Genomic DNA, 12,097 nt, shown 5'->3' on the forward strand with positions numbered 1-12,097 from the left:
GTTTTCGGCAAATCCGCTAACTGTTTTTGTATATTTATCGGGAACCAAACCTGTTGAACGGAATGAAGCAATTTACCCTCAGCTTGGCCTTTTTCCTGTGCTTTTCGCTGACATTCGCAAACGACGGATATAAGCTTTGGCTGCAATATTATCCCTTCGAAAATGCAGAGCATGAGGCCTCTTGCTTGCCCTATTTTTTAAAGATTTCGGTCGTCGGGAATTCACAGACTATCTCCGTGATAAAGGAGGAAATTGAGATTGCTGCCGAAGGATTCTTTGCCAAAAAACATAAACCTGAATTCCAGCAAAACCCCGACGCACGCCTTTGGATCGGAACAATCGAATCAGTTCCCGCAAACCTTCAAGCAGCTTGGAAATCTGAATTGTCGCAAATCACGGAGGAAGGATATTGGATCAAGTCGCATGCTGGTAGGCTGTTTATTATCGGAAAAACAGATAAGGGCCTTCTCTACGGGACATTCGGCTTTTTGAAAGCGGTCCAGACCAGAACCCCGCTTGATGGATTTGAAATATTGGAAAACCCCAAAATCCAACTCCGCCTGCTCAACCATTGGGACAATCTAAACCGTACCGTCGAGCGCGGCTATGCTGGATTCAGCATTTGGAACTGGCACCGACTACCGCGCCACATTGACCAACAATACATCGATTACGCGCGGGCAAACGCCTCGATTGGCATCAACGGTGTATCGGTCACCAATGTCAACGCCAACGCCTTGGTCCTGACGCCGGAATATTTGGAAAAAGCGAAAGCGCTTGCGGATGCGTTTCGACCCTATGGCATCAAGGTCTATCTGACTGCAAGATTCAATGCGCCCATGATTTTGGATAACCTGCCGACAGCAGACCCGCTGGACCCCGCGGTGCAGCAATGGTGGAAAAATAAGGCAAAGGAGATCTACGGATACATCCCTGATTTTGGCGGCTTCCTCGTCAAAGCCGACTCCGAGGGCCAACCCGGACCACACAACTATGGCAGGACCCAAGCCGAAGGTGCCAATATGCTCGCAGAAGCCGTCAAACCTTTTGGAGGAATCGTCATGTGGCGTGCATTTGTCTACAATGAAAAAACCCCGACAGACCGTATCCGACAAGCCTATGACGAGTTCAAACCCTTGGACGGGAAGTTTCGGGAAAATGTGATCGTTCAGGTGAAGAATGGCCCACTCGACTTCCAGCCCCGTGAACCTTTCCATCCGCTATTCGGTGCGATGCCAAAGACCCCTTTGATGATGGAGTTTCAAATTACCAAAGAATACCTGGGACAAGACACCCATTGGGTGAATTTGGCAAGCATGTGGCGGGAAATACTTGACGCAGATACCTACGCCGAGGGAAAAGGCAGCACAGTCAGCAAGGTCCTGCAGGGCAAGGTCCACCCCTATTCCCTGACCGGCATTGCAGGAGTTGCAAATATCGGCACCGACCGCAATTGGACCGGGCATCCGACGGCGCAGGCCGATTGGTATTCCTTTGGCAGGCTCGCTTGGAATCCCGACGCTGATATCGATCGAATCGCCACAGATTGGCTAAAGATGACTTTTACGCAGGACCAAGATTTTGTCAATACCACAAAGGAAATCATGATGAAATCCTATCCGATTCTCGTAGATTACATGACGCCCTTGGGATTGCACCATATCATGGCGCGGAGTCACCATTGGGGGCCGGGACCTTGGGTAACGGGCGGAGGAAGGGAGGATTGGACAGCGACCTACTACCACAAAGCCTCCAAGGACAGCATCGGGTTTGACCGTACCGCCAGCGGAAGCAATGCCTTGGCCCAATATGCGCCGGTATGGACAAAAGCATGGGGAAATCCCAACACAATCTCCTTGGATTACCTGTTGTGGTTCCATCGTGTCCCCTGGGATTTCAAATTGCCCACAGGGAATATGCTTTGGAATGAAATGGCCTTGCGCTATCAGCGGGGCGTCGAGGGGGCCCGGTGGATGGAGGGGCAATGGATGCAACTCGAGGGCAAAATTGATCCCGAACGATACCAACACATCGCATCATTTCTGCGGATACAGGTTGAGGAAGCGGTATGGTGGCGGGATTCATGCCTGCTGTATTTCCAGCAGTTTTCGGGAATGCCCCTACCGCCCGGAGTCGAAAAACCACTTCGAGACTTGAACTATTACCTCAACTTCAAAAGGAATTTTGTACCGGGGATTTAGATGGTCGGAAATGACAGGAAAAATTTTGTTTTACCCTTTTCTACCGTGATCGAGAATTGCTTTCCGATATCGTAGATCACCGAGTTTTTGCGAAGCTCAAGTTCCTTTGGGTCGAGCATTTGGAAGGCATGTAATATCGATGCCTCGTAGTTTTCTGGCCAGTATTCTTCCAATTCTTTGGTTTCCTCGTTCATCTTGACCCAGCTCATTGCATAGTATACCACGTAACGCTCTCCATCCACCAATTGAAGAGATACTTCATTCAATTTCTTGGGCTTGCGAATAAATTGTGCGTCATAGTAGGCGTGGGTTGACAGCTTTACTGAATATCTACGCCGTTTCAAAAAACCCCTTTCTTCGATGCCACGCACTTCAAAAAGCGCAAAATCGGATGGTTTGTGGCTATCAAGCACATTCACCTCCTCTTTCTGTCCATCGATCTCCAACTCCAACCCCTTGGATTTCTTCCAATTTTCAAACACCTCATTAGAAATGACCTGCTTTTGGGGCGGGGTTTGATACAAAAACCAAACCTTGGATGCCCGGTCAGATCCTTTTAATTCCAGCAACTTTTCATATGCCAATCCCTCAAGGAAGGGGAACGCCGTGACGCTACCCTTTTGGTCGGCGGGAACTTGGTCATAAGCCCGTTTCAATGCGCCAATATCCAAACGAGATAGGCTCAGAATATAAGGATTTTCGGGTTCCATTGCAGCGGTTAGGATTGCTTCATAGTCGCCTGCTTGTTCAGACAGAGCCGTACCTTGCAGATTCCATGGCCCATCGTATTTTGCCGGGGTGAGCCCAAGTAAAACCGTCAAAACAAATATCGCAGCACCAAGCTGAAGCCACTTTATCCGAGCTGGGTTCGCTTGTTTCCCGATCATGATTAGTCGCCTTTTGGTTTCGGAAAAATGGAAAGCACTACCAAACCCGGCGGAGTAAGTATCATTCGCATTTACCTTGGAAAGCAAAAGCCTTTGATAATCTACCACCTTTCCGGATTGCCTGATAACTGCATCGTCCGCGAGGTATTCGTGATTAAGTTGGATATACCTTTTGTAGAGGAGAAAAACAGGGTTGAACCAAAAGACCACTTTCAAAAACTCTATCAAAATGATATCCAAAGTGTGCTTTTCCCGGATGTGGCAAAGTTCGTGACTGATAATCTCAGGCTCAAGCTGCCCGTGTTCATAGGCATCTTTGGAAAGAAACAAATACTTCCAAAAAGCAAATGGCTGAATCGGAATGCTCATCAACACAATCGTGTAGCCAGACTGATTGAGTTTCTCGGCAGTCCTGATAGTCTTTGAAATCGTGAATAGCTGGTAAGCAAATCTTCCGAAAAAGAACCCCAGACCCAACAGATAAACTCCTATCAATACTTGCGTCACGTCTAGACCAGGGCCTGGCTGGTTTATTAGTCGGTGAACTCGGTCTTCGGGAACAGATATTCCCGCGCTGCTTGCTTTCTCAAATTCGGGGGCGGCAAAACTGTAGATATTTGCTTTGAGTATTTCAACAGGCCGCTGCGGGGTGAAAGATTTTGGTAATTCAACAAATGGAATCAAAAAACCCAATGCCAGGGTAAAGAGTAGAAAATACCGATTGAACACAAAAATCTTTTCCTTTTCCAGCACCAACTGATAAAACAAAAGGAAAAGGACCAAGGCCAAGGTTGAAATGAGAATAAAGGAAATCATGGCTTCTTGGATTTAAGTTGTTCTTCGATAATGGCCTTTAGGGACTCCAACTGCTTGGTGTCCATGGCTGTCTCCCGTGTAAAGAAAGAGGCAAACTGACTAGGGGAACCATCAAAGAAGTTCTTTACGATCTCGTTGACCTTTTTGGAGAAATACCCGGATTTGTCCACAAGCGGGTAGTATTCCCGAGAATTGCCAAAGGTGCGGTAAGAAATCGCCCCTTTTTCAATCAGCCGCTTAAGCAGCGTCGCAATGGTGGTAGGTGCAGGCTTTGGCTCAGGATAGTCATCCACTATATCCTTCATAAATGCTGAACCCCTACTCCAGATAAAGTTCATCAACTGCTCCTCGGCGTTTGTTAAGTTCATGTTCTACACGTATAGATGTTATTCTACAAATATAGAATAAACATTAAACTTATTGGTGTCAGATTGAAAATTTCTTCAAAACTTTGAAAAATCAAATTAAATATAGATAATTATATACCTTTTGAAATATTCAATTAGATAGATGAATATTTTATACCAAATCATAATATTATTTTCTGATTTTTTACCCTCAATCAAATGGAAGAAGAGCAAAAAGAACACGTAGCAAAGGAATTGATCAATTCTACGAAGGAATGGATCGTCGGAGATCCGCAAGCAGGTCCAGTCAAAGTGACTTTTCTCTCGGGATTTTCGGCGGTATTCAATGGCCTTGGAGTAGGACTGCTACTCGGCATCCTGTTGGGTCTATCAGTTTCGCCAGTCGTCAGCGGCGTAATTGCGACGATTTCTTCACTTTTGGCTGTTTTGATCGGGCTTAATGAAAAGTTCCTCGACTCCCTCAAAAGCCTCCGAATCGGCTCATTTGGGCTTTTTTCAGTCGTTGGTATTTTGCTAGGTCTTTATCTGAGAGCCAACGACCCCTTTGCGCCAAGCCTCTTGGACAAAATGGAAGAATACAGGTCGATCGGCTACAGCGACGAAGAAGCCAGGGCGATGATCACGGGATTTATCAAGGCCGATTCGGGAAAAGTCGTAAGGCAAGCAAGTGTACTTTACTCAGGTACGATAGAAGCACAGGACTGCGATTACCTCAGTGGTGCTAATTCAGGCACGGAAACAAGTGAGATTATCGAAGCTTTTAAAGCGCCAGGAGGATTCTGGGCTGATTTCGCTGAGGAAGTTGATAGAAGCATCCCTGAGGCAGATAAGGGCCAAGTGCTGCTCACGATCAGAGACATCCTTTGTGTGGCGCCTCCTGCGGATTTCACAAAATTCAAATCGTCATTTGTTTCCCTCGTTGCTGGAAAGACCGAGGCTGGCTCGATCGAACAGGCCCTTTTGGGCGACCAAGCAAACTTTGGAATCCTCGTCAACCAAATGCAGCAGCGGTTCTCCGAAGAAAAAAGACTCGTCATTTACCAACTTTTAGCCAAACTCTTCAAATCATGAAAAAGCTACTCTTTTCGATTTTAATTATTTCGGTTTTCCAAATGGAGGCCGCAGCACAGTCCTTTGATCCGGATAAAGCAATCAATTCTGTCGTTCACATTTGGGTAACGGATGTCAACGGTACAAAGCAAAAGAATGTGTTGACAGGGTTTGTTTGGAAACAACCAAATCAAATCGTCACCGCTTTGCATGGCATGAGACCAGGCTGGAAGATCGAGGTAAAATATGCGAAACAGGCGGCATTCAGGGAAGCAAGAATCAAGAAAGTCCTACCAATGGCTGACCTTGTACTTCTGGAATTAGTGAGAAATGATCAAAATTTCACCAACGTAGCCCCTATTTTGAATGCCAATACCGAAAAAATCACGGCAAGCAAGGAAGTACATTGTATTGGGTTGCTGGAGGGATCTTCTGGAATACCGACCCGTACCCTGATTACTGGGCGCATACATCCAAAAGAAACACTGAATAACCTCTTGCCGGATAAAATAAAAAGGGATTTGATGGCGTCTTCAAGCCTTAACCTAGATTTGGATATTCTGTTTTTCGGTACTGGAAACCTCCTTCCAAGCAATTCTGGTGCTCCAATATTCGATAATCAGGGCAGATTGGTTGGAATCGGTAGCGGTGGTTTGGAAAAAGGTACAGTCAATATAAGTTGGGCCATCCCTGCGAAGTATATAGCGGACTTGGAAAGTTCTAGTATTACTCAGTTGCCTTCGAATGTAGCGGGCAACCGAAGCCTATTTTCATCAACTGTATTTACTAGCGAAGATGGGGATTCGATAGAAGAAATCTATCAAAATTCCAACCAGCTTCGCCCAGTGCAGACCAAGGATTTTGAGTTCTATCTTACAAAAAACAGAAGTATCGACGAACTCACCGAAACCTCGGAAGACCCCGAAAACATCATGATGCTCAGCGATGAGATCACTCGGCAGTACAACATCAACATGAATCTCAGCAACATCCGCCTCGATATCTATGAAGATATCCAAAACGGAGTTGTGGTGGTGGTTCCCGAGGGTCTCAATCTGGAGGTCATCAATGCGAGAACAGATGAAGAAGCCCTTCAGGTAAGTTTCAGGGACAATGAATTCACCTATTTGGCATTTGCCGTGGCAAAAAATGATGCCGTGGATGATATCAATTCCATGGACATCGAAGAAGTCATGACGTTTTTGGATGAATATTTCTACACCGAATTGGCCCAGGCTTTTGGTATTGCGGGATTCGAAATTGTTGAAGAGTATTCCTTTGCTGACGATGGATATGATAGTGGCAGAAAAAAATTCAACATCATGGCCAACGGTGCCGAATTGCTGGAGAGTCCAAACGACGGTCGGCAATATGGGATATTGACCTATGTTACGCTATTGGCCGATGAGGAAAACGTGATTCTGACTGCGGCCGTAACCGCCCTCCCTGTCGATTTGATCACACGTGCGCAGACTTATGGGCTCAATTGCACCGGTTCTGCAGGAAACAGTGAAGATTGCATCCGCATCAGGGATTTTTACACCGCCTTTACCGCTGCCCATTTGAGCACCTTCGCTTATTGAACCAGGGTCAAAAAAATAAAGGGGCCAAATTCTCAATTTCCCTGCAAAAGCACTTCGTCAAAGCCCAAGCCTGCGGCATTGAGCATCTTGGCGTAGGCAGCTTTTCTCTTTGCCGCAAGGTCGTTGAGCGTAGTCTGTGCGGCTATTAGGCTGACTTCCCGCGCATTGACGAGGAAAAGCGAACTCTCTCCGATTTCAAACCGCGTCATTTCGCCGGCCAATAGTTTCCTGAGACCGACGACATTTTGGTTGTATACTCCCAACTGTGATTGCACGGTCTCAAAGTTGTAAATCTCAGATTCGAGTTTGTTTTGTAGTTGGACGAGCTTGAGGTCTCGTTGGTACTGCTTGAAGTTGATTTTGGCTTTGGCCATTCCAAGGTCTCCCCTTTCCCTTCTCAGAAATAAAGGCATCGCAAAGGTGAAACCTGCTTTATAGTTGTTTTGCAGGAATACTGCCTGATTGAACTCACCCAGCGACTCCGTTAGAAAATTGTAATCAAACTTCAAGACCGGCAGCAAAAGGTTTGCTTTATACCTTCTATCTACCTGAAGGGACTCGATATCGAAGTCGGTGAGCCTGAGTTGTGGGTGATAGAAGATATAATCCCTGAGGGCACCCTTATCGTAGGCAAACTCAACTTCATCCAAAACATTCTCCGGAATGATAGTCTCCAACAAATCCAATGGACTGTCATTCTCATCCCACAGGAAAGTATTGAGCATTTGGGTGGAGCGGAAAAATTGGATTTGGGCAGACTGCAGCCTGTAAATCCTGTCCATGACCTGCGTATAGGCCTCAACCGTATCGATTGCAGGAAAATCCCCTTGAATGTAACTTTCCTTCACCATCTCGAAGCGCTCCTTGGCCAAATCCACGCCCTCCTCCAGAATCTTCACATTTTGGAAATCCGCCGACCATACCCAATAGGACTCCGTGGCCTCCATATAGAGGTCGTTAAGAATCTGAAGGCGCTCCGCCTTGGTGGCTTCGGCGTAGATTTGCGCCTGCCGCAATGCCAAGCGCCGCTTGTCCATGATGAGGTTTTGTCCCAGGTTGACAGAGGCACCGACTGCGAGAAGTCCCTCTGGCGGCAGCGCCTGCTCTGGATTTAGAAAGTTACCTGTATTGTATTCGTACAAGCCCTTCAACTCTACACCTGCCCAAGTCGGCACGCGAACACCGGTCTGTCGTTTATCGTAATAATTCGCTTCCTTAAAACGTTTCGCGTCGTAGTCAAAGTACAAAACGGGATCAAAGCCTCCTCGTGACGCCCGCAATGTTTGATCACCAAAGTCGAGCGTAATCTCCGCCTGTTTGGATACAGGATGATAAGCCTTCACCCAAGAAATGAAGTCATCGTAGCCCAAAACCGTTTGGGACCTGGCGATACCGATGGTGAGAAAAAAGAAAACAAGAAGCAAGTACCTCATCTTATTTTGCAGCTTTGAGTTCGGCCTTTTCTCTTTCAGTGTAATAGTCTGGCGGGAATCCATTGAGCTGCCGCCAAATCTCGTACCAAAGGGGCACATCATTCAACAAGGCGATGCCATCCGCACCTGACCCTATCCGCAAAGCCGGCGGCCAGGGTTTTTCCTCCGGGTCTTCGATCACCAAAATCCTGTAGCGGCCGTCGGGACCGGAGAAATTGTCGATTGCCTGTACAACACCTCCAAAGGTGCCATTGGTGATTTGCGGCCAACCTGAGAACACAATCGCGGGCCAGCCATCGAAAATAAATCTGACCTTGTTTCCGATACGCATCAACGGAAAATCTACCGGTTCGACGTACATCTCTACAGCCAATTGGGCATTTCCCGGCAAAATCGAAATAATCTCTGCTCCTTCTTTGATCGTCTCACCAATACCAACCTGGATTGCCTTTGTGATATAGCCCTCCTGGGGAGCCAAAACATGTCTGTACCCGGTCCTCACCTCATAGTTCGAGTATTGGTTTTCCAACTTGGTAACTGTCGCTTCGGTATCAAACTGCGCGGACATGGCCTCGTACATATCGGCCCTTGCCTTTGCCATTTTGTCCCGGAAGTCGTTGTCGATGGCGTTGAGTTCGATCTGGGCTGCTATTCTCGAATTGATGCTTTGCAACAACTTGTTCTCCGAAGCGATCAAACTCGCTTGTACTTCCTGAAACCGTAGCTCCCGTTGTTCGAAATCCGTCAAGGACCTCAAGCCTTCTTTGTACAGTTTGTCGGCCCGCTTGAGCTGCTCCTCCCCGATTTTGTAATTGACCTTCGCCTGTTCCAAACGGATACTATCTGAAGTCACCTGTAGCACGGCCATTTGAAGCCTATTTTCAGCCTGTTCTTTTCGAAGCACATTGTTTTCCTTCAGCGCCTGGATTTGGATTTCCAAAGCCTTCACTTTTTCAGCATAGGATTTTGCGGAGAGTGTTTTTGCCGCCACCTGCTGCTCCGTCCGCTCCAATAGCAAGGGATCAAAGTAATCATCTTTGATTTCGGAAATGGCCAAGACCGTATCGCCTTTCTGTACATAATTTCCTTCCGCCACATACCATTTCTCGATCCGCCCCGCAATGATGGAATGAACCGTCTGTGGACGTTGGTCGGGCCTCAGGGCGGTCACGTATCCTTTGGAGCGCACATTCTGAGTCCAAGGCAAAAACAAAAACAGGAAGGTTCCCAATAGAAACCAAATCAGGATTTGTACCCTTTTTTTACTCTCTTCCTTGGGAATGGTCATGTCGATGCTTTTGAATTCCTTGAAGGAGACGTTCGCACCAATCGTATTTTTCGATATACCTAACATAGACTTTTCCTTTTAAGCTTTGTTCATAGAAACATAAACACCTGCATCCCCATCATAGATAACCTTGCCATGGTCGAGTTTGATAACCCTTGGAAACTTCGCAATCGTATCCAAATCCTGTGAAATCATCATCACCGTCCAAGCCCCCTTGAGGATATAATCGATGATTTCCGCCTTTTCCTCAGGCTCAAGGAAGGCAATCATATCTTCCAGAAAAAGCGCCTTTGGCTGGGTCACGAGACACCTTGCCAAGATGATCCTGCTGCTGATGGATTTGCTCAATCCTGCGCCCTCGGGCATAAGCACTGTGTCCCAATCCTCGGTGAGCTGATAGATAAAGTCTTTCAATCCCACCAAGGCCAAAATCTCTCTTACTCTTTGGTCATCGACGTCCCTACTGAGTGTGACGTTGTCATAAATACTGCCATGGAAAATGGACTGATGGGAAAGGCTATCCCCAATGTAGCTGCGTAGTCTTTCCAGATTCATCGTGTCGATCGGAAGGCCATTCACAATGATCCTGCCTCGGTAGTCCGTGAAAAGTCCCGACATGAGATACAGCAGGGTACTCTTGCCACTGCCGCTTTTTCCAGTCAATACGGCTTTGTCTCCGGGCTTAAGTTCAAAGCTTACATCGTCCAAAATCTCTTGGGTGGTGTTTTTAGACCTAAAACTCAGGTTGCGAATCTGGAATTGGAGACTTTCATTGTTGGTTTGGAGGAATTTCTCTGTACCCTCCTGTCGTTCCATCGGGATATCCATGATTTGGCCGATCTTCTCCGTCGCAGTCAAGGTATCGTAGACAGCGTCCAAGGAAAGAATAATCTTTTCCACCGAGCTCACAATCAAGATAATGATGACTTCAGCCGCTACGAACTGGCCGATGGATATTTGGTTATCGATCAAAAGCAAACTACCCACAACCAACAATGTCGTCACGATCAAGGCTTTGAACGCAATCATGACCTTGTACTGGAACACCAGCACGCCGAAGTGTTTGTTCCGATAGTCCACATAGGATTGGAGCAACTTATCGATAGCCTTGAAAGGCAACTTGGAGTTCCCGGCCAACTTGAAGGTCTCCATCGTCCGCGCGATCTCCTCGAGCCAAAAAGCCGTTTTGTACTTCATTGTGGACACTTTCAGGTTTGTTTCCATCCCCTTGGGGCTGGTGTAGTAGAAAATCAGGATGACCAATGCAATCAGCCCAAAACTAAAAATAACGAAGAAGATATTGTACAAGGCCAATAAGATCATTCCAAAAATGATCTGAACGGTCGAAAAGGAAAAGTCGATCAATATCTTGGATATGCCTTTTTGGAGATTGACCGCATCAAAGAATCGGTTGGCCAATTCGGGAGTGTATTGCTTGCTCAGCTCATCCAACTTCAAGCGAGGAAGTCGATACGCAAATCCAAACCCCGTCTTGGTGAATATCCTCTGCTCCAATTTCTCAGTCAGGTAGAGCTGCGACACCTGCAAAAAGCCACCGAAGACAATTCCCAGGGCTACGACCATCACCATGATCAACCATGCGGTACTCACCCGGCCTCCAAGCACAAAGTTGACGATCGCCTGTATACCCAAAGGATAAATCAAGGAAACGGCACCATTGAGTATCGAATAGAAATAGATGGAATAAACCTCCTTCTTCTCTTCATTGAGAAGTTTGAAAAACCTTTTCAAGGGGGTTATTGCATAGTCAGCATTCATGGGATATAGATTTAAAAACGAGGTTGTGGAAAAAATCCATCCGAGCATCGCCGCCGGCTATACCGTCGGTCAGGCCAGGAAGATGCTTGGCATAATAGGATTGTGTAAGACTTGATTCCATCACCGTGGACACCAGGGTTTTGGGATACTGATAATCTGGATTGATTTCTTTGATAATCTCGGCAATACGCGCACCAAGCTTGTAATATTGATCGAAAAAACCCTTTTGGTCCTCCTCATCGACTTCCTTTGTCATCAATGCTTTTGCAGCTTCGTCGGTCAACAACTGCCTCAGCGCACGCGGATCAATGAAGTCATTTTTGGTAAATATGGGTCCATTTACCAAGACTTCGATTGCAATGGCCAACTTTTTCTTTGGATCATCCAAGTTGGCAGTTGCAAAGACCAGATTCTGTTCCAAAAAGCCCCAATACCAAGCATGGAGATACAGCAGCAGCTTGTGCTTGTTGTCGAAATACCTGTAGATCGCGGACTCGGTACAGCCCACAGCCTGAGCCAACTTTTTGAAAGTGAAACTCTCAAATCCCAATTCGATCAACAGCGCGACACTTTTTTGGATAATTTCCTTGCCCAAATCGGAGCTGAAAGGATCCTTCAGAAAGATATCCCCGTTGACTTCTACCCTGAGCTTTTGTAAAATCCTTTCCATAAAAAGATCGAAAAACAGATAC

The 12,097-nt window shown here is 46.6% G+C and carries 9 protein-coding genes; 3 read left to right on the plus strand and 6 right to left on the minus strand.

Annotated features, from left to right (window positions below):
• Positions 1-62 precede the first annotated feature (62 nt).
• On the plus strand, positions 63-2,201 hold the full coding sequence (locus L0U89_RS13490; RefSeq protein WP_234862000.1) for an alpha-glucuronidase family glycosyl hydrolase: 2,139 nt from the start codon (positions 63-65) through the stop codon (positions 2,199-2,201).
• On the opposite strand, the gene L0U89_RS13495 is transcribed toward L0U89_RS13490, so the two are convergent.
• Both L0U89_RS13495 and L0U89_RS13500 read right to left on the minus strand, forming a co-directional pair.
• The gene (locus L0U89_RS13495; RefSeq protein ID WP_234862001.1) at positions 2,198-3,904 is read right to left on the minus strand and encodes a M56 family metallopeptidase; all 1,707 of its coding nucleotides are present in this window, start codon (positions 3,902-3,904) and stop codon (positions 2,198-2,200) included. The two genes, L0U89_RS13490 and L0U89_RS13495, sit on opposite strands and share 4 nt — an antisense overlap.
• On the minus strand, positions 3,901-4,272 hold the full coding sequence (locus L0U89_RS13500; RefSeq protein WP_234862002.1) for a BlaI/MecI/CopY family transcriptional regulator: 372 nt from the start codon (positions 4,270-4,272) through the stop codon (positions 3,901-3,903). The genes L0U89_RS13495 and L0U89_RS13500 overlap by 4 nt, the downstream gene beginning before the upstream one ends.
• 198 nt (positions 4,273-4,470) lie before the next feature.
• On the opposite strand from L0U89_RS13500, the gene L0U89_RS13505 reads away from it, so the two are divergent.
• Entirely contained in the window at positions 4,471-5,343 is an 873-nt protein-coding gene (locus L0U89_RS13505) for a hypothetical protein (RefSeq protein ID WP_234862003.1), read from the plus strand.
• Positions 5,340-6,905: a S1 family peptidase gene (locus tag L0U89_RS13510; protein WP_234862004.1), complete on the plus strand. Its 1,566-nt coding sequence runs from the start codon at positions 5,340-5,342 to the stop codon at positions 6,903-6,905. The genes L0U89_RS13505 and L0U89_RS13510 overlap by 4 nt, the downstream gene beginning before the upstream one ends.
• A gap of 32 nt (positions 6,906-6,937) precedes the next feature.
• On the opposite strand, the gene L0U89_RS13515 is transcribed toward L0U89_RS13510, so the two are convergent.
• From L0U89_RS13515 to L0U89_RS13530, 4 genes are read right to left on the minus strand one after another with little or no spacing between them, the layout of a single operon-like run.
• Entirely contained in the window at positions 6,938-8,338 is a 1,401-nt protein-coding gene (locus tag L0U89_RS13515) for a TolC family protein (RefSeq protein WP_234862005.1), read from the minus strand.
• 1 nt (position 8,339) lies between these two features.
• Positions 8,340-9,692 carry an HlyD family secretion protein gene (locus L0U89_RS13520; protein WP_234862006.1) on the minus strand — a complete coding sequence of 451 codons (1,353 nt, stop codon included), beginning with the start codon at positions 9,690-9,692 and terminating at the stop codon, positions 8,340-8,342.
• Positions 9,693-9,704: 12 nt separating this feature from the next.
• Positions 9,705-11,405 carry a peptidase domain-containing ABC transporter gene (locus L0U89_RS13525; RefSeq protein ID WP_234862007.1) on the minus strand — a complete coding sequence of 567 codons (1,701 nt, stop codon included), beginning with the start codon at positions 11,403-11,405 and terminating at the stop codon, positions 9,705-9,707.
• Entirely contained in the window at positions 11,395-12,075 is a 681-nt protein-coding gene (locus L0U89_RS13530; protein WP_040481196.1) for a TetR/AcrR family transcriptional regulator, read from the minus strand. The genes L0U89_RS13525 and L0U89_RS13530 overlap by 11 nt, the downstream gene beginning before the upstream one ends.
• Between the last annotated feature and the right edge of the window lie 22 nt (positions 12,076-12,097).

Origin of the sequence: Mariniradius sediminis (genome assembly GCF_021491425.1) — a bacterium.
GTDB classification, from domain to species: Bacteria; Bacteroidota; Bacteroidia; order Cytophagales; family Cyclobacteriaceae; genus Mariniradius; species Mariniradius saccharolyticus.

What these genes read in the sequence shown, in the direction of transcription:
- L0U89_RS13495 (WP_234862001.1), bottom strand. Translation starts at nt 3,904, where the DNA reads ATGATTTCCTTTATTCTCATTTCAACCTTGGCCTTGGTCCTTTTCCTT.
- L0U89_RS13500 (WP_234862002.1), bottom strand. Translation starts at nt 4,272, where the DNA reads ATGAACTTAACAAACGCCGAGGAGCAGTTGATGAACTTTATCTGGAGT.
- L0U89_RS13525 (WP_234862007.1), bottom strand. Translation starts at nt 11,405, where the DNA reads ATGAATGCTGACTATGCAATAACCCCCTTGAAAAGGTTTTTCAAACTT.
- L0U89_RS13530 (WP_040481196.1), bottom strand. Translation starts at nt 12,075, where the DNA reads ATGGAAAGGATTTTACAAAAGCTCAGGGTAGAAGTCAACGGGGATATC.
- L0U89_RS13520 (WP_234862006.1), bottom strand. Translation starts at nt 9,692, where the DNA reads ATGTTAGGTATATCGAAAAATACGATTGGTGCGAACGTCTCCTTCAAG.
- L0U89_RS13490 (WP_234862000.1), top strand. Translation starts at nt 63, where the DNA reads ATGAAGCAATTTACCCTCAGCTTGGCCTTTTTCCTGTGCTTTTCGCTG.
- L0U89_RS13515 (WP_234862005.1), bottom strand. Translation starts at nt 8,338, where the DNA reads ATGAGGTACTTGCTTCTTGTTTTCTTTTTTCTCACCATCGGTATCGCC.
- L0U89_RS13505 (WP_234862003.1), top strand. Translation starts at nt 4,471, where the DNA reads ATGGAAGAAGAGCAAAAAGAACACGTAGCAAAGGAATTGATCAATTCT.
- L0U89_RS13510 (WP_234862004.1), top strand. Translation starts at nt 5,340, where the DNA reads ATGAAAAAGCTACTCTTTTCGATTTTAATTATTTCGGTTTTCCAAATG.